This window comes from Affinundibacterium danionis, from assembly GCF_042432465.1.
GTDB lineage: Bacteria > Pseudomonadota > Gammaproteobacteria > Burkholderiales > Burkholderiaceae_D > Undibacterium > Undibacterium danionis.
Genome location: NZ_JBHLXJ010000002.1, coordinates 165,934 through 183,873 on the forward strand (window position 1 = coordinate 165,934; position 17,940 = coordinate 183,873).

The window sequence follows — 17,940 nt, forward strand, 5'->3', positions numbered from 1 at the left end:
TTTTTGTTATTTCTTGTTGTATTTTGAATTGGCTTTCAGCGTGGGATTATCCCAGATTTTTGCGTATTTGCCTGTAGGCACGATTTGAGAATGCCGCGATTCGAGCAGTAAAAATAGGCTTTTACTTCAAAAATGCAGATTAGTTAGGATCGCCTCGGCCGCATTTTCCCATCATAATGTTGATTGCGAGTATGATTCGAACAATTTGCTGAGCGCACTTGATCTTAGATAAGGCACTTAAGCGATATTCTAAAAGCAGTTGTCAGATCGGAATTTTAGATCATAATTTTGTTGGAGAAAGACATGGGAATAGAAGTCAATTTTGAGGGAAAAGTAGCCCTCATTACTGGTGCCTCAAGTGGTTTAGGCGCGCGTTTTGCGAAAGTATTGGCGATGGCGGGTGCTCAGGTCGTATTGGCATCACGTCGTATCGATCGTCTCAAAGAATTGCGTGCCGAGATTGAGGCGGATGGCGGCGCAGCACATGTGGTCGCATTGGATGTGACCGATTATGCCAGTATCAAATCAGCGATTGCCCACGCTGAAACGGAAGCGGGTCCTATTGATATTCTGATTAATAATTCAGGTGTCTCGACTCAACAAAAATTAGTAGATGTGACGCCAGAAGACTATGCTTTTGTGATGGATACCAATCAACGCGGTGCTTTTTTTGTTGCACAAGAAACCGCTAAACGCATGATTACTCGCTATAAAGGCGATCACAAAAAACAACACCGTATTATCAATATCGCCTCCGTAGCGGGATTGCGTGTCATTCCGCAATTAGGCATTTACTGCATGAGTAAAGCTGCGGTCGTGCAAATGACAAAAGCGATGGCGGTGGAGTGGGGGAAGTTTGGCATCAACGTCAACGCGATTTGTCCAGGTTATATTGAGACTGAAATAAACGAAGATCATTTTAGAACAGAGCAAGGTAAAAAATTGATCGACATGTTGCCTCGAAAACGTGTAGGTACGCCGGAAGATTTGGACGGTTTGTTATTGCTGTTAGCTGCAGAGGAATCGCGTTTTATCAACGGCGCGATCATGTCGGCGGATGACGGGTTGGGTGCGTCGTAAACTTTCTTATATCGTTTCCTGTTCTAGTCCCATTCAAAATACCCGGATCAATAAGACTCGGGTATTTTTGAGTGCATAAATTTTCCTAATTGCACAGTCGCTTATTCAGCGTGCTAGCCAATCCGCAGTAGTTTATTGATGAGTTCGCTGGCCGTGTTGGCATTGAGTTTTTTCATTAGCTTGGCTCTATGCATTTCTATGGTCCGCGGGCTGAGATTCAGGTTGCGTGCGATCATTTTACTGGTATGTCCATCGGCTATTAGCGCGGCAATTTCGCGTTCTCGGGTTGATAATTCCTGCGACACTTTACGTTTTGCGCTCAGATCATCAAAAGTCCAGATGCCAGCTGCGTGCGCATCATCTGGATGCAATGAGCGTCCCGTCACATGACACCAAAATAGCTCCTGATTGGCGCGTTTCATAATGCGCTCGTCTGAATAGCTGCCCATCGCATTAATGATAGGTACAATACGTGCGCCTGTGCGTTCAAATTCATCTGAACTCGGATATAAGATTAAAAATGATTGTCCAATAAGCTCGTCCTGGTGATAGCCGAATATCGCCGCGAGTGCTCGATTGCAAGCGATGATTCGGCGATTCTGCGAGACGCACATGCCTATAGGCGCCAATTCAAAAATGTTGGCAAAGTCGATAGGCAGGGCAGTGGACATAGCGAGAAGAAAGTTGATAATTTGTGATTAATTGGTGCTTAATTATTAAGGCCGTCGTGGTGAGAGTCCCCGCTGCGTAGAATACAATGAAGCGCATGTTATGGCGAGAGATTGCTGGTGGCTTTGTGCGTCGCTGCAGATCGCCTGTGCGATTTTCGGATAGTAGTTCTACGGTATTGCATTGTCCCGTATTGCACTCTATGCTTGATTTTTTTGGTACACCTAGAAAAGGGAGACGTATGAATAAGCTTTATCCTGATGCTGCCTCTGCACTGGCTGATGTAGTCAAAGATGGTCAAACCATTGCGGTTGGTGGTTTTGGTCTGTGTGGTATTCCTGAAGCGTTAATTGCCGCATTGCGCGATAGCGGCAAGAAAAATCTCACCGCGATCTCTAATAATGCGGGTGTAGATGGTTTTGGTCTGGGTCAATTATTAACGACTCGTCAGATCACCAAAATGATTTCTTCTTACGTCGGCGAAAACAAAGAATTTGAACGTCAATATCTGGCTGGTGAATTGCAATTGGAATTCACGCCACAAGGTACTTTGGCTGAAAAGCTGAGAGCCGGTGGCGCTGGCATTCCCGCCTTTTTTACCAAAACTGGCGTGGGTACCATAGTCGCTGAAGGCAAAGAGGTGCGTGAATTTGATGGTGAGCAATATGTGATGGAACGCGCTCTGGTCGCGGACGTGTCTTTGGTAAAAGCCTATAAAGCAGACAAAGCCGGCAATCTGGTATATCGCAAAACGGCTCGTAATTTCAATCCTAATGTGGCTATGGCCGGCAAAATTACGATAGTTGAAGTCGAGCAATTGGTGGAAATTGGTGAGATTGATCCGGATGAGGTTCATACCCCCGGTATCTATGTGCATCGCATCGTTGTCAATGCCAATCCAGAAAAACGCATAGAACAACGCACAGTAACGCCGAGCTAATCACAGAAGAAGAAAGAGGACATTATCATGGCATGGAATCGTGACGAAATGGCTGCACGCGCAGCGCAAGAATTACAAGATGGTTTTTACGTGAATTTGGGAATCGGTCTGCCGACTTTGGTGGCAAATCATGTACCTGATCACATGGAAGTATGGCTGCAATCGGAAAATGGTTTGCTCGGTATCGGGCCATTCCCAACTGAGGATCAAGTTGATCCTGATTTGATTAATGCGGGCAAACAAACCGTAACAACTTTAGCTGGTTCATCGATTTTTAGTTCGGCAGATTCATTCGCGATGATACGCGGCGGTAAAATTAATGTGGCTATTTTGGGGGCGATGCAAGTTTCTGAAAAAGGCGATCTGGCGAACTGGATGATTCCAGGCAAAATGGTTAAAGGCATGGGCGGCGCGATGGATTTAGTCGCAGGCGTAGGTCGAGTTGTCGTTTTGATGGAGCATGTTGCCAAAGGGGATGCACACAAAATTTTGAAAACCTGTAATTTGCCATTAACTGGTGTCGGTGTGGTGGATCGCGTCATCACGGATTTAGGCGTGATCGATATTACTGCAACTGGATTAAAGCTAGTTGAATTGGCGCCAGGCGTGACTAAGGAAGAGATTCAGGCGAAGACAGAAGCGACAATTGATACGAGCGCAGTGGAATAATTTTGGGGCTGTTCGGCTTCGTTTAAAGCGATATCGTAGGGCGGGTGAAACCCGCGCTGCTCAGGTGCTCAAAGGCCTGGCGGCGCGGGGTTCACCCGCCCTACAATTAAATGACGCAGGAGAGAGAGCTTCTATTGCGCAACCCAACCACCATCCATATTCCAAGCGACGCCACGGATTTGCGTTGCTGCATCACTGCAGAAAAATACTGCTAAGGCGCCTAGTTGTTCCGGCGTGACAAATTCACCTGACGGTTGTTTCTCCGAGAGCAGAGATTTTTTTGCTTCCTCATTGCTAATGTTGTCTCTTTCAGCGCGCGCATCGACTTGTTTTTGTACTAGTGGTGTCAGTACAAATCCTGGGCAGATAGCATTGCAAGTAATGGCCGTATCTGCAGTTTCTAAGGCCGTGGTTTTGGTGAACCCAATCAGGCCATGTTTGGCTGCCACATAGGCGGATTTTTGGGCTGAAGCGACTAAACCATGCACGGAAGCGATATTGATGATGCGCCCCCAATTTTTTGTGCGCATGGATGGTAATGCCAAACGCGTCGTATGGAAGGCGGAGCTTAAATTAATCGCGATAATCGCATCCCATTTTTCAATCGGAAAATCTTCAATCGCGGCAACGTGTTGAATGCCTGCGTTATTCACTAAAATATCGACACCGCCAAATTCCGCTTGCGCCTGCGCCATCATATCGGCGATTTGCGATGCCTGAGTCATGTCGGCATTTGAGTACATGGTTTTGACCTGATACTCTTGTTCTATTGCTGCGCGTAATTGTGCGATTTCTTGTGCATCACCAAAACCATTTAAACAAATATTGGCGCCTTCAGCAGCTAGTGAACGAGCGATTCCCAAGCCTATACCCGAGGTAGAGCCAGTAACTAGAGCAGTTTTTCCAACAAGTGATCGAGTTTGCATGCGGTTTCCTATAGAAAAATCAAAAATAGTGAGAGAAAAAAAGCAGTCAAAGGGATTTTATGCCAAAGCCTCGGTAAAATGGCAGCTTACTTTTCAAATCTTACAAAGAAATTTTCTATGACTTTCACCCGTCAAACTGTGCAGTGCATTTCTCCCGCTGGCTTGCATCAGATGTCATACAAGGAATGGGGTGATCCACAAAATGCAAAGGTATTGATTTGTGTACATGGTGTGACGCGTGTAGCCGATGATTTCGATATGCTGGCGCAGGCTTTGGAAGCTGACTATCGTGTTATTTGCCCAGATGTGGTTGGGCGCGGTCAGTCAGATCATTTGCCTAATCCTCAGCTCTATCAAATTCCACAATATGTGAGCGATATGGTTAGCTTGTTGGCACGTGCTAATGCTGATACGGTTGATTGGTTTGGTACCTCGATGGGTGGTTTGATTGGCATGGTGCTGGCCTCGATGAAAAATAATCCGCTGCGTAAATTGGTTTTGAATGATGTTGGACCTAGTTTAAATTTCGATGGTTTAAAACGTATTGGCGATTCGATTGCGCAAGATGTACGTTTTGATAGCTTTGAAGAGGCTGAGCGATTCATTCGTGAGGTTTCTATTTCGTTTGGTCCGCATTCTGATACTGAATGGCGCAAAATCGCCCGTGATGTATTAAAACAAAATGCTGATGGACAGTGGCAGCGTCACTATGATTTGGGTTTGGCGATTCCAGTTCAGGCAACTACGGCGGAAGTGGCCTCGATAGGCGAAAAAATGCTTTGGGCTGCGTATGATGCGATCACCTGCGAAACTTTGTTAGTTCGTGGTCAGGAGTCTGATTTACTATCGAAAGCCACCGCATTGCAAATGCAAGAGCGTGGCCCGCGCGCCGAGGTGGTCGAAATTGCAGGGGTAGGGCATGCGCCGACCTTTGTGCATCAGGATCAGATTGCTATTGCTAAAGCATTTTTGCTTCGATAGGGAGTTCCTTGGGCTACTTTGGCGACTTGTTTAGTAATTTATTTTTGAGTTTTTTTGGAGTTTTTTCATTATGTTGCAACGCTTTCACGTAGGTCCACGTTTGTCGGAATATGCGATTTTTAATCAGGTTGTTTATCTGGCGGGTCAGGTTCCAGAAGATACCACGCAAGATATCGTTGGACAGACGCAAAATGTTTTAGAGCAAATTGATCGCTTATTGCTAGAAGCTGGGAGCGATAAATCACGCATCTTGATGTGCCAGATTTTCATCACTGACATGGCAAATATGGCTGGGATGAATCAAGCATGGGACGCTTGGGTGGCGGAAGGAAATTCGCCGCCACGTGCCACCGTTCAGGCCGCATTGGCCAATCCCGATTGGTTAGTTGAGATCGTTGTGACTGCAGCGCAAAAATAATATGGTTTCTTTATCAGCGACAATTTCCGAAGCAGCTTTACTGGAAGGTTTATCCGAGTCAGACGCAGCACGCGTCATACAGGCTCTAGAGTTTGTGACGCCTCACTACGAAGATCATTGCATACAGACAGAACAGAATGCTTTGCAATTTGTGGTTGGTGTGGCGTCGACTTTGGCTTTGTTAAGAACGGATGTTGATACGCGCATCGCGGGTTTGTTGTTTGAATTGTCTGAAGTAAATCCATTAGCTGCCGCCAAGATAGAGGCGAAGTTTGGTAAGGAAATTGCGGAATTGGTTGCTGGTGTGCGGCGCTTGATGCGCCTGCGTGAAGCGACCTTGACGCAGCATGATGTCGGACGCGGTAAGGACGATGCTGAACGTACCGCTTCGCAGATGGAAGTGCTGCGTAAGATGGTATTGGCAATGGCGAACGATATGCGGGTTGTCTTAGTGCGACTGGCATCGCGTTTAACTAGCTTGCGCTATTTTGCAGAATGTAAGCGCGACGATGGCGCAGTTCAGCAATTCGCCAGCGAAACCATGGATTTGTATGCGCCATTGGCAAATCGCCTTGGCGTTTGGCAGTTGAAGTGGGAGCTGGAAGATTTATCGTTCCGTTTTTTAGAGCCGGAACAATATAAGCGTATCGCTAAAATGTTGGAGGAAAAGCGAGTTGAGCGCGAGAGTTTTGTGGTGTCGGCGATTGCTCGTTTAGAAAAAGAACTTGCTGCCGTTGGTGTAAAGGCTGAAGTCAGTGGCCGCCCTAAGCACATCTTTAGTATTTGGAAAAAGATGAAGGGGAAGAAGGTCGATTTTGATGAGCTTTACGATGTGCGCGCATTTCGTGTCATCGTTGATGACATAAAAGATTGTTATACGGTGTTGGGGATCTTAAATAATTTGTGGACACCCATCCCCAAAGAGTTTGATGACTATATTTCTCGCCCTAAGCCTAACGGTTATAAATCCCTGCATACGGTTGTGATCGTTGATGATGGGCGACCATTGGAGGTGCAGATCCGAACTAAAGAAATGCATCAATTCTCAGAGTTTGGCGTGGCGGCGCATTGGCGCTATAAAGAAGCGGGCGGATCGAATTTTTCTGCGCATGAATATGATGAAAAAATCGCCTGGTTACGTCAGTTGTTGGCTTGGAAAAATGAAGTCTCCGATGTAGTGGTCGATCAAGAGCAATTGCAACGTGAGTGGGTAGAGAAGGTCAAAGCCGCCACGCTAGACGATAGAATTTACGTGTTGACACCGCAGGCTAGGGTCATTGAGTTGCCAACAGGTGCGACACCTGTCGATTTTGCCTATCAACTGCATACCGATGTTGGACATCGTTGTCGCGGTGCTCGCGTTGATGGTGTGATGGTGCCACTCAATACTAAGTTGAAAAATGGACAGACAGTAGAAATCATCACTTTGAAAAGCGGCTCTATTCAGACTGGACCGTCGCGTGATTGGCTGACGCCTGAATATACGGTAGGAACTCGAACTCGCAGCAAGATTCGCGCATGGTTTAATGCGATCGATCAGGAAATGACCTTGTCCAACGGGCGAGGCATGATAGAAAAAACTTTGCAACGTGAAGGCAAAACTTCGGTTAATTTAGAGGAGTTGGCTCGTAAATTGAGTTTTGCTAGTTTGGATGATCTGTTTTTAGCCGTGGGTAAAGAAGAGTTTAGTTTGCGCCAGGTTGAAGTTGCATTGAGAGATAATCCTGAGCCAGAATCTGATGTCGAACTATTCGTTGCTAATAAGAGTCGCGCATCAAGCGTGGTGCAGGGTGCTAAATCAGGTGTCTTAGTGGTGGGGACTGATGGTTTGATGACGCAATTAGCGCGCTGCTGCAAGCCCGCGCCACCGGATGATATCGTTGGTTTTGTCACACGTGGCAAAGGTGTTTCAATTCATAGATTGAGCTGCAAAAATTTTGCTGAAATGCGCAATAAGGCTCCCGAGCGTGTTATTCAAACGACCTGGGGTGATGGCGGTAAAGACAGTCTTTACCCCGTCGATATTTTTGTTATGGCACAAGACAGACAAGGTTTATTGCGCGATATCTCGGAAGTGTTTTCCCGAGAAAAAATTAATGTGATTGGGGTCAATACACAAAGTGCGAAAGGGCAGGCCAAGATGTCCTTTACCGTCGAGATAAATGGTACGACCCAATTACAAAAAGCGATGATAGTGATTCATGAAGTACTTGGTGTGCAGGAAGTTCGTCGCGCTTGAACTGACTAATTAATTTGATGAGTTCATTTGGTGCGCTTGTGGCTGAGCGCCTGTTTTTAATGCTGGCCATTACATTGTGCGTCGTTGAATGCTTCTTCTCGTAGTACTTCAGCCTGCAGAGTGATGTGATCGATACCATGTTTTTCTAAAAGCATTTTTTTGATGCTTTCCAAAATACGTGGCCAAGCGCTAAGGTCATCGATTTCTAAGTGGCCAATCAATGCAGGTTGACCAGGCGACATATCCCAAACATGTAAATCGTGCACGGAAATGACACCGGCTGTGGCTTCTAGATCTTCGCCAATTTGCAGATAATTAATTTGATGAGGTACGCCTTTCATTAAAAAATGAAAAGACTCCTTGAGTACGCCTAGCGTCGATTTTAAAATTAGTAATGAAACAAAAATAGATAAAATGGGATCGATAGGCATCCAGCCTGTGTAATAAATAATAGCGCCAGAAACGATGGCTGCTACGGAGCCAAGTAAATCGCCCATAACGTGAATTAAAGCGGCACGTGTATTCATGCTGTCCTTATCATGCGATAAAACCCAAGCAACAATAATATTTATCGCGAGGCCTATAGCTGCCACAATCATGACCATGCCACCCTGGACTTTTTCTGGTGTTGCTAGTCGTTGGAGTGCCTCAAAACTAATCCACGCCACGACGCCGAGCATCACTAATCCATTAACAAAGGCAGCGAGTGCTTCTGAGCGACCAAAGCCAAATGTGTGTTTTGCCGTTGGCGGGCGTTTGGCAATGAGTTGCGCCAAAAGCGCAAGTCCAAGCGCTGCAGAATCAGTCACCATGTGGCCTGCATCCGAGATGAGAGCCAGTGAGTTGGATAAAAAACCGAATACGATCTCGACGCCAGCAAAGAACAAAGTTAAACCCAATGCCCAAGCAAGAATTGATTGACTACGATCTGCAAAATAATGTTGATGCGTCGCGTCGCCATGTCGGTGCGCGTGTAAATGTGCACTTTTTTCTGAGCTGTTATGCGTATGTGAATCGTGAGGCATAGGAGGTAGATTTTTCTCTGAAGTTGGTTAGGTATTGTAAGTGATTTATGTTGGCTTAGCTGTGGTAAGTGATTGTGATGATGGTCGATGGCAAATTTATTTCCAGCCAATTGGCCTCTAGCTTAGTATGGGTAATAAAGCAGATTATACGAAATCACTAAAAAGCACTTTACGGTTATCCTGATGTTTGCTATAGTCTCGGCTCTTCGGGCGGTTAGTTCAGCTGGTTAGAATACTTGGTCGACATCCAAGGGGTCGGGGATTCGAATTCCTCACCGCCCACCAGAATTTAGTAAATGTACATAATTGTGCATGACAACAAGTAGTACTTTGTAAGAGCGAGAAAGGCATCATGGTTATGATACCGCGAACTACGATCACATTCCTTTGTGAGCGACGCTAGTCGAGGTGTTTTTTCGTCTTGGAAGTATTCAGAAAAACGCGGCTAGTCCGCGTTTTTTTTCGTCTAAAGATTTGTTCTGATTTTAAACTTGTAATTTTTTGGCTTAGGCCCGTATGGAGATGAATATGATTTCAATTCGCTTGCCCGATGGTTCGCAACGACAATTTGAGTCCGCTGTCACAGTGGCGCAAGTCGCCGCCAGTATCGGCACGGGCTTGGCAAAAGCAGCTTTGGCTGGCAAGGTCAACGGTAAGTTGGTCGATACATCGCATTTGATCGAAGCAGATGCTGATTTGGCGATTGTGACTGATAAAGATGCGGATGGTTTGGAAGTGATTCGTCACTCCACAGCCCATTTGTTGGCGTATGCAGTTAAAGAGTTGTTTCCTGATGCGCAGGTCACGATTGGTCCTGTGATTGAAAATGGCTTTTATTATGACTTCTCTTACAAACGTCCATTCACACCCGATGACTTAGTTGCTATCGAAAAGAAAATGGCAGAGTTGGCGAAAAAAGATGAGCAAGTTGTACGTAAAGTCGTGCCACGCGATGAGGCTGTGGCTTACTTCAAATCGATTGGCGAAAAATATAAAGCAGAAATCATTGAATCGATTCCTGCACATCAAGACGTATCGCTTTACACAGAAGGCAGCTTCACCGATTTGTGCCGTGGCCCTCATGTGCCATCAACAGGCAAATTGAAAGTATTTAAGTTGATGAAGTTGGCGGGTGCTTACTGGCGCGGCGATTCCAAAAACGAAATGTTACAGCGCGTGTACGGCACCGCGTTCGCGAAGAAGGAAGATCAAGAGCAATATTTACACATGCTAGAAGAAGCGGAAAAGCGTGATCATCGTAAGCTAGGTAAAACTTTGGATTTGTTCCACTTCCAGGATGAAGCGCCGGGTTTGATCTTCTGGCATCCAAAAGGTTGGTCAATTTGGCAGCAAGTTGAGCAATACATGCGTAAAGTCTATCAAGATTGCGGCTATCAAGAAGTCAAAGCGCCGCAAATTTTGGATCGTACCTTGTGGGAAAAAACAGGTCACTGGGAGAACTATCGCGAGAATATGTTCAGTACCGAGTCTGAAAATCGTAATTACGCATTGAAGCCAATGAACTGCCCAGGCCATGTGCAGATCTTCAATTCAAATATGCGTAGCTATCGCGAATTGCCATTGCGTTACGGCGAATTCGGTCAATGCCATCGCAATGAACCGTCCGGTGCTTTGCACGGCATTATGCGTGTACGTGGTTTTACCCAAGATGATGGTCATATCTTCTGTACCGAAGATCAGATTCAAGATGAGGTGATGGCTTTCCATCCGCAAGCGATGAAGGTGTACGACGATTTTGGCTTTGAAAATATTCAAATCAAATTGGCCTTGCGTCCTGAAAATCGTATTGGCTCTGAAGAGATTTGGGATAAGGCGGAAGATACCTTGCGTGCTGCTTTGCGTAATTGCGGCATGACTTGGGAAGAATTGCCAGGTGAGGGGGCTTTTTACGGTCCTAAGATTGAGTATCATTTGAAAGATAGCTTGGGTCGTCCGTGGCAGGTAGGCACGATGCAGGTCGATTTCTCTATGCCTGGTCGTTTGAGTGCAGAATATGTATCTGACGATAATTCACGTAAAGTACCTGTGATGTTGCATCGTGCGATTGTTGGTTCAATGGAAAGATTTATTGGTATTTTGATCGAAAATCATGCAGGTGCTTTACCAACTTGGTTGGCACCAGTGCAAGTTGCGGTGCTGAATATCTCCGAATCTCAGGCTGAATATGCAAAATCTGTCGCAGAAAACCTGAAAAAACAAGGCTTTAGAGTGCATACAGATTTGCGTAATGAGAAGATTACCTATAAAATACGCGAACATTCCATGCAAAAGTTGCCTTATATCATCGTAGTCGGTGATAAAGAACGGGATGCGAATACAGTGGCTGTGCGTACGCGCGGTAATCTGGATCTGGGTGTAATGACCCAGGAAGCCTTCTTGGATCGCCTCAAAAACGACTTGGAAACCAAGGCTTAACCAGCTTTTGCCCAAAAAAAGTACAGCCTGTTTATTTAAATTTTTGAAGGAAACTAAGATAGCTACCGATAAGTCACATCGCATCAACGGCGAAATTACAGCGATAGAAGTGCGTCTGTCCGGCGTTGAGAACGAGCCTTTAGGCATTGTTAAATTAAGTGAAGCATTTCGCTTAGCCGAAGAGGCCGAAGTAGATTTGGTGGAAATTGCGCCAACCGCGCAGCCACCTGTTTGCCGATTGATGGATTACGGCAAATTTAAGTATCAAGAGCAGAAGAAGGCGCACGAAGCCAAACTGAAGCAAAAGGTTATTTTGGTCAAGGAAGTTAAATTCCGTCCGGGTACCGATGATGGCGATTACAACATTAAGTTGCGTAATTTGACCAAATTCTTGGATGACGGCGATAAGACTAAAATCACTTTGCGTTTCCGTGGACGTGAAATGGCACACCAAGAAATTGGTATGCGCATGTTAGAGCGTTTGAAACTCGATCTTGAGCCGTACGGTCAGGTTGAACAGTTTCCTAAGATGGAAGGACGCCAAATGGTTATGATCCTTTCACCGAAAAAGAAGAAATAAGTTGGTGAGTTCATAAATCTAATTGTAGGACGCATTACGTCGTTGTTTGTCCTCGCAATGCAAACGTATTGCTGCGGTAAACGCCTAGTACTGCATCCTTAAAATGGAATTTCTGAGCCAACCTTGCGGCCTCTAATTTTAGAGAAGCAAAAAAAGAATTTGTAGTGATGGCGATTCGCAAGAGCCGCAATTGCAACAAAGGGCATTGGACTCGATTCCAAGCCCAAACTAAGTGAGAAGTAGGCATGCAAGAGTGACGTCATTGTCACCACCTACCATCATATAAAAAGGAGCTGTCGTAAAAGACAGAGAAGTTATGCCTAAAATGAAAACAAAGAGCTCTGCAAAGAAGCGCTTTCGTGTACGCCCAGGTGGAACAGTGAAGAGTGGTCACGCTTTCAAGCGCCATATCTTGACTAAAAAAACCACTAAGAACAAACGCCAATTGCGTGGCACCCGTAACATCAACGCGTCTGACGTAACATCAGTCATGCGCATGATGCCAACAGCTTAACCTCTACTCACTATTTTAAGGAGTTATCATGCCTAGAGTAAAACGTGGGGTTACCGCTCGTGCCCGTCATAAGAAAGTTCTCGATTTAGCCAAAGGCTATCGTGGTCGTCGTAGTAAGGTATTCCGTATTGCTAAGCAAGCTGTTATGCGCGCTGGTCAATATGCATACCGCGATCGTCGTAACAAAAAACGTGTATTCCGCGCTTTGTGGATTACCCGTATCAATGCAGCATCCCGTCAACATGGTTTGACTTACAGCGTGTTCATGAACGGCTTGAAAAAAGCGAACATCGAACTCGACCGTAAAGTGTTGGCCGACATGGCTGTGATGGACAAGCCAGCATTTGCTGCGATTGTTAATCAAGTAAAAACGACTTTGGCTGCTTAATTAGTCATAGTCTGGCGTTTCGTTAAACACGAAACGCCAATATGAGCGGGGCAGAGGTTCAATCCTGTGCCCCGTTTGTTTTTTGTAGGGCTTATACAAAATGATCTAACTTCGTTCAGTTTATTTTGTGTGAGTCTTTGATTCCGCTCCTTCCCCTTCAAGGGGAAGGTCGGGATTGGGATGGGTTAAATTCGATTAATGGACAATGTTTTGTTTACTTAAATGAGACCCTTCCCCCATCTCAACCTTCACTGTCATTAAATTAAGGATATAAATTTGTAGGACGGGTGAAACCTGTGCCACCAGTCAATTGAACACCTGAGCAGCGCGGGTTTCACCCGCCCTACGATATGGCTTAACTTAATGGCAGTGACCCTCGCGTTCCCTTTGATGGGGAGGGAGTGATGTAGTTTGAAGTGTGCTTTATTCATTCTACAAGACGAAGACTCGATATTTTTTATCATCCACATGAAGTGGGAAAAATCGCATGAACTCATTAGATCAAATCGTAACGCAAGCTATCACCGATTTTGCCGCCGCTGCAGATGCCGCCGCTTTGGAAAATGCAAAAGCACTGTACCTCGGAAAGTCTGGTCAAATCACCGAGCAAATGAAAGCTTTGGGTAAATTGGCACCGGAAGAGCGTAAAGCACAAGGTGCCGTGATTAACGTCGCCAAAGAGAAAATTGAAAATGCCTTGACGGCACGTCGTGACGCATTAGCGAATGCGCAGATGGAAGCGCGTTTAAATGCAGAAGCCATCGACGTAACTTTGCCGGGGCGCGGTCGTGGCATGGGTGGCATTCATCCTGTTATGCGTACTTGGCAACGTGTAGAAGAAATCTTCCGCTCGATAGGTTTTGATGTGGCGGATGGTCCTGAAATCGAAAATGACTGGACTAACTTCACGGCATTGAATAGCCCAGAAAATCATCCTGCGCGTTCTATGCAAGATACTTTCTATGTCGAAGGTAACGATACCTCTGGTAAGCCTTTGTTGCTGCGTACGCATACTAGTCCTATGCAAGTACGTTATGCGCGCATGAATAAGCCGCCTATTAAAGTGATTGCGCCAGGTCGCACTTATCGCGTCGATAGCGATGCCACACATTCGCCTATGTTTCATCAAGTCGAGGGATTGTGGATAGGCGAGGACATTAGCTTTGCCGATTTGAAAGGCGTGTATCTGAATTTTGTGAAAGCCTTCTTCGAAACAGATGACTTGCAAGTACGCTTCCGCCCATCGTATTTCCCATTTACCGAACCTTCCGCAGAGATCGATATTGCTTTTGGTAGCGGCCCTTTGAAAGGACGTTGGTTGGAAATCTCTGGCTCAGGACAAGTGCATCCTTCTGTAATTAAAAACATGGGACTCGATCCAGAGCAATATATCGGTTTTGCATTCGGCTCAGGCTTGGAACGCTTAACGATGCTGCGTTACGGCGTCAGCGATCTTCGCTTGTTCTACGAAGGTGATTTACGATTCTTAAAGCAATTTAATTAGTGGAGACATCTATAAATCCAATTCTCGGGCGCATATTTTCGTTACAAAGCCTCGCAATACCGACGTATTGCTACGTTTTGCGCCTCAATCTGCATCCCGATAATTGAATTTCTAGACGCTCCATCTGCAGGATTAAATTAGAATAAATTTTTCGTACTGCAAAGTACACCATCAACATCACGGTTGAATTATGCAATTTTCTGAAAACTGGTTACGTACCATGGTTGATCCGAACATGACTTCGGATGAGTTGTCTCACTTACTGACGATGGCGGGTTTGGAAGTAGAAGAAGTGGAGCCAGTTGCTCCGCCATTTAGCAATGTGGTTGTCGCGGAGATTCGCGAGATCGCTAAACATCCAGATGCGGATCGTTTGAATGTGTGCCAAGTCGATGTTGGAACCGGTACTTTGTTGAACATCGTATGCGGAGCACCGAATGTGCGCGTTGGTATGAAGGTGCCATGTGCGATGGCGGGCGCGGCATTGCCGCCCGGAGCGGATGGTAAACCGTTCTTGATTAAAGTCGGCAAGTTGCGCGGCGTCGAATCGCAAGGCATGTTGTGCTCCGCTAAAGAATTGAAATTGTCGGAAGAAGGTAGCGGCTTGATGGACTTGCCTGCAGATGCGCAAGTTGGTCAAAATTTCCGTGATTATTATCAGTTAAACGATCTGAAATTCACGATCAAGTTGACGCCTAATAAAGCGGATTGCTTATCCGTACTAGGTGTAGCGCGTGAAGTGTCGGCATTAACTGGCACGCCTATGCATTTGCCAGAAGCGCATATTGTTCCTGTCAGTTTGACTGAGAAATTACCTGTCAAAATCAGCGCGCCTGATTTGTGCGGTCGTTTTGTTGGTCGCGTGATTCGTGGCGTGAATGCGAAAGCGCCAACTCCAGATTGGATGAAGCAACGCCTTGAGCGCAGTGGTCAGCGTCCAATATCCGCGCTGGTCGATATTTCCAATTATGTGATGTTGGAAATGGGGCGTCCTAGCCACGTTTTTGATTTGGATAAAATCCACGGTGGCCTCGATGTGCGTTGGGGTAAAGCGGGTGAGTCCTTAAAACTTTTAAATGGCAATACAGTGGCCGTTGATGAATGGGTTGGAGTTATCGCCGATCAGCAAGAGATAGAATCTTTAGCAGGGATCATGGGCGGTGATTCAACTGCAGTTAGTTTGGAAACAGAGAATATCTATCTGGAATCCGCATTCTGGTGGCCGCAAGCGATACAAGGTCGCGCACGTAAATATAATTTTTCTACGGATGCAGCACATCGTTACGAGCGGGGTGTCGATTTTGCTTCTATCGTTGAACATGTAGAACGTATTACTGCTTTGATCGTCGAGATTTGTGGTGGAACTGAGCACGTTAAAGTTGGCCCAGTCGATGATCTAGTCGTGAATTTGCCTAAACGCTTGCCTGTTAAATTGCGCACAGCACGTGCGAATAAAGTAATTGGTGTTGATTTTACCGATGCGCAGATCGCTGATATTTTCACCCGCCTTGGTTTGCAGTTTACGCAAGAACCCGGTTTGTTTTCAGTTACGCCACCTTCCTATCGTTTCGATATTGAGATCGAAGAAGATTTGATCGAAGAGGTTGTACGCGTATACGGTTTCGAGAACATTCCTTCTTTGCCGCCAGTCGCGCCAAATGCGATGTTGATTGCGCCTGAAAATACTCGTTCCGCATTCACTTTACGCCGCCAGATCGCTGACTTGGATTATCAAGAAGTCGTTAATTACAGTTTTGTCGAAGAAGTTTGGGAAAAAGATTTCTGTGGTAATGATAGCCCTATCAAACTGCAAAATCCGATTGCAAGTCAAATGAGTGTAATGCGCTCTAGTCTTATTGCTAGTTTGGTAGCGAATACTCGTTATAACTTAAATCGTAAGCTCAACCGCGTTCGCATCTTTGAATTGGCAGCTGTGTATTTACGGGACGAAGCGGTCAGTGATGGCGCATTAACTGTGGCAGGCTACGATCAACCTAAACGTCTGGCGGCCTTAGCTTATGGACCGGTCGCTGCGGAGCAGTGGGGACAAACGACGCGCAATATTGATTTCTTCGACATGAAGTCCGATTTGGAAAATCTATTTGCACCTAAAGTTTTGCGATTCAATAAGCTAGAGCATCCGGCTTTGCACCCAGGACGTTCGGCGCAAGTCGAGTGCGATGGTAAAGTGATAGGCTTGATTGGCGAATTACATCCGCGCTTGCAGCAGAAATATGACTTACCTTTAGCTCCTATCGTATTTGAAGTCGAAGCTGCGGCATTGCAGGAAGTTAACTTACCAGTACATCGTGATATTTCTAAGTTCCAAGCGGTTACACGTGATTTGGCTTTGGTAGTGAAGCAAACGGTTTCTGCTCAAAACTTGATTGATATTTTCCACGCAGAAATAAACAAAGCAGAATCTTGCAAAATCGTGCAAGACCTTGTTTTATTTGATGAATATCGTGGTAAAGGATTGGAAAATGACGAGAAAAGTCTTGCTTTCCGCTTTAGCTTGCAAGATACTCAGAACACGCTGCAAGATGAAACCGTCGAGTTAGCAATGGCCGCTTTAGTTGCTGCTGCAACTGCTGGTGTTTCAGCCAGACTTCGTTAAATTCATTGTTTTGACGCCCTGAGTGCCAATTCATCATGGCAGGTAGGGGCGTCAATGCATTTTAGCGAATCGAGAAGCTGGGAATGGAATTCGGCCACGCATCAGGCATAGCGTTTATTTGACATGCGGTGCGTGTTGAATTCTACGAAAAAAGATAGATACCTTTAGAAATTAAAGGGTAAAGAATAGGTAAATAATGATGAACGATGTAAATTCTGCTGATCTTCAATCGCTATTGGACGAAGATTTAAAACGTGCAGTGCATGAAGCGCAGGTGCGTTTTAAGGCAGAAAAAGATTTGCCGACTTTAACCAAAGCAGAGCTTGCAGAACTTTTGTTTGAGCAAGTAGGTTTGAATAAGCGCGAAGCCAAAGATATGGTAGAGACTTTTTTCGGCGAAATCCGCGACGCTCTTGAACGCGGAGCTGAGGTGAAGCTCTCTGGTTTTGGTAATTTTCAGTTGCGTGACAAACCGCAACGCCCTGGGCGCAACCCAAAAACTGGTGAGGAGATTCCGATTACTGCACGACGTGTGGTTACATTTCATGCCAGCCAAAAGCTTAAAAATATGGTTGACGATCTGCATTCTCCCGGTCAGTTTAACGATATCAACGCAGCGTAGTTTCCCTCCATGTTTGCCTTATGAGTGACGTCACAATGGAAAACCTAGTATTACCTCCTATTCCCGCCAAACGATATTTTACGATAGGCGAGGTCAGTGATTTGTGCGGTGTCAAACCGCATGTTTTACGTTATTGGGAGCAAGAATTTGCGCAGCTAAAACCTGTAAAAAGACGTGGCAATCGCCGTTATTATCAGCATCATGAAGTGCTGTTGATTCGCCGTATTCGCGAGCTACTTTACGAGCAAGGCTTTACCATCAATGGCGCGCGCAACAAGCTCAATAATCAAGTCTCGCATGATGACGTTAAAGTTGAAGTGCATACAAGCCCA

General features: G+C 45.7%; 16 protein-coding genes, 1 tRNA gene and 1 pseudogene. 15 read left to right on the forward strand and 3 right to left on the reverse strand.

Annotated elements, in window-relative coordinates; all coding sequences use genetic code 11:
• Positions 1 to 303 precede the first annotated feature (303 nt).
• Positions 304 to 1,080, forward strand: coding sequence for an SDR family oxidoreductase (locus ACFFJH_RS00750; protein WP_390209370.1), 777 nt, complete (start codon positions 304 to 306; stop codon positions 1,078 to 1,080).
• A 113-nt stretch (positions 1,081 to 1,193) separates the two neighbouring features.
• Here ACFFJH_RS00750 and ACFFJH_RS00755 read toward each other — a convergent pair whose 3' ends face one another.
• A complete protein-coding gene (locus tag ACFFJH_RS00755; protein ID WP_390209371.1) occupies positions 1,194 to 1,751 on the reverse strand; it encodes a LuxR C-terminal-related transcriptional regulator in 558 nt (185 codons plus the stop codon).
• Between the two features lie 239 nt (positions 1,752 to 1,990).
• On the opposite strand from ACFFJH_RS00755, the gene ACFFJH_RS00760 reads away from it, so the two are divergent.
• Complete coding sequence (locus tag ACFFJH_RS00760) at positions 1,991 to 2,689, forward strand: CoA transferase subunit A (RefSeq protein ID WP_390209372.1); 699 nt, start codon at positions 1,991 to 1,993, stop codon at positions 2,687 to 2,689.
• A 27-nt stretch (positions 2,690 to 2,716) separates the two neighbouring features.
• Positions 2,717 to 3,358, forward strand: a complete 642-nt coding sequence (locus ACFFJH_RS00765; protein ID WP_390209373.1) for a CoA transferase subunit B — start codon at positions 2,717 to 2,719, stop codon at positions 3,356 to 3,358.
• A gap of 131 nt (positions 3,359 to 3,489) precedes the next feature.
• Here ACFFJH_RS00765 and ACFFJH_RS00770 read toward each other — a convergent pair whose 3' ends face one another.
• Positions 3,490 to 4,284, reverse strand: a complete 795-nt coding sequence (locus tag ACFFJH_RS00770) for a 3-hydroxybutyrate dehydrogenase (protein ID WP_390209374.1) — start codon at positions 4,282 to 4,284, stop codon at positions 3,490 to 3,492.
• 117 nt (positions 4,285 to 4,401) lie between these two features.
• Between ACFFJH_RS00770 and ACFFJH_RS00775 the strand changes: the two genes are divergently transcribed.
• The 3 genes from ACFFJH_RS00775 to ACFFJH_RS00785 all read left to right on the forward strand — a co-directional run bounded on the left by ACFFJH_RS00775 (position 4,402) and on the right by ACFFJH_RS00785 (position 7,922).
• The gene (locus tag ACFFJH_RS00775) at positions 4,402 to 5,265 is read left to right on the forward strand and encodes an alpha/beta fold hydrolase (protein WP_390209376.1); all 864 of its coding nucleotides are present in this window, start codon (positions 4,402 to 4,404) and stop codon (positions 5,263 to 5,265) included.
• A gap of 70 nt (positions 5,266 to 5,335) precedes the next feature.
• On the forward strand, positions 5,336 to 5,683 hold the full coding sequence (locus ACFFJH_RS00780) for a RidA family protein (RefSeq protein WP_390209377.1): 348 nt from the start codon (positions 5,336 to 5,338) through the stop codon (positions 5,681 to 5,683).
• Position 5,684: 1 nt separating this feature from the next.
• Positions 5,685 to 7,922 carry a RelA/SpoT family protein gene (locus ACFFJH_RS00785; RefSeq protein WP_390209378.1) on the forward strand — a complete coding sequence of 746 codons (2,238 nt, stop codon included), beginning with the start codon at positions 5,685 to 5,687 and terminating at the stop codon, positions 7,920 to 7,922.
• 56 nt (positions 7,923 to 7,978) lie between these two features.
• Here ACFFJH_RS00785 and ACFFJH_RS00790 read toward each other — a convergent pair whose 3' ends face one another.
• Positions 7,979 to 8,947: a cation diffusion facilitator family transporter gene (locus tag ACFFJH_RS00790; RefSeq protein WP_390209379.1), complete on the reverse strand. Its 969-nt coding sequence runs from the start codon at positions 8,945 to 8,947 to the stop codon at positions 7,979 to 7,981.
• Positions 8,948 to 9,155: 208 nt separating this feature from the next.
• On the opposite strand from ACFFJH_RS00790, the gene ACFFJH_RS00795 reads away from it, so the two are divergent.
• The 9 genes and pseudogenes from ACFFJH_RS00795 to ACFFJH_RS00835 form a co-directional block, all read left to right on the forward strand.
• A tRNA-Val gene (locus ACFFJH_RS00795) sits at positions 9,156 to 9,232 on the forward strand.
• A gap of 243 nt (positions 9,233 to 9,475) precedes the next feature.
• Positions 9,476 to 11,383 carry a threonine--tRNA ligase gene (gene thrS / locus ACFFJH_RS00800; RefSeq protein ID WP_390209381.1) on the forward strand — a complete coding sequence of 636 codons (1,908 nt, stop codon included), beginning with the start codon at positions 9,476 to 9,478 and terminating at the stop codon, positions 11,381 to 11,383.
• Positions 11,384 to 11,390: 7 nt separating this feature from the next.
• Entirely contained in the window at positions 11,391 to 11,963 is a 573-nt protein-coding gene (gene infC / locus ACFFJH_RS00805) for a translation initiation factor IF-3 (protein ID WP_390209382.1), read from the forward strand.
• A gap of 316 nt (positions 11,964 to 12,279) precedes the next feature.
• Positions 12,280 to 12,477 carry a 50S ribosomal protein L35 gene (gene rpmI, locus ACFFJH_RS00810; protein WP_038493025.1) on the forward strand — a complete coding sequence of 66 codons (198 nt, stop codon included), beginning with the start codon at positions 12,280 to 12,282 and terminating at the stop codon, positions 12,475 to 12,477.
• A gap of 28 nt (positions 12,478 to 12,505) precedes the next feature.
• Positions 12,506 to 12,865 carry a 50S ribosomal protein L20 gene (gene rplT, locus ACFFJH_RS00815; protein WP_186889230.1) on the forward strand — a complete coding sequence of 120 codons (360 nt, stop codon included), beginning with the start codon at positions 12,506 to 12,508 and terminating at the stop codon, positions 12,863 to 12,865.
• A gap of 487 nt (positions 12,866 to 13,352) precedes the next feature.
• A complete protein-coding gene (pheS, locus tag ACFFJH_RS00820; RefSeq protein ID WP_390209384.1) occupies positions 13,353 to 14,369 on the forward strand; it encodes a phenylalanine--tRNA ligase subunit alpha in 1,017 nt (338 codons plus the stop codon).
• Between the two features lie 190 nt (positions 14,370 to 14,559).
• Positions 14,560 to 16,986, forward strand: a complete 2,427-nt coding sequence (gene pheT / locus ACFFJH_RS00825) for a phenylalanine--tRNA ligase subunit beta (protein ID WP_390209386.1) — start codon at positions 14,560 to 14,562, stop codon at positions 16,984 to 16,986.
• 199 nt (positions 16,987 to 17,185) lie between these two features.
• Positions 17,186 to 17,608 carry an integration host factor subunit alpha gene (locus ACFFJH_RS00830; protein ID WP_390209867.1) on the forward strand — a complete coding sequence of 141 codons (423 nt, stop codon included), beginning with the start codon at positions 17,186 to 17,188 and terminating at the stop codon, positions 17,606 to 17,608.
• Positions 17,609 to 17,643: 35 nt separating this feature from the next.
• Positions 17,644 to 17,889, forward strand: a pseudogene (locus tag ACFFJH_RS00835) (MerR family transcriptional regulator); the annotation flags it as partial.
• Between the last annotated feature and the right edge of the window lie 51 nt (positions 17,890 to 17,940).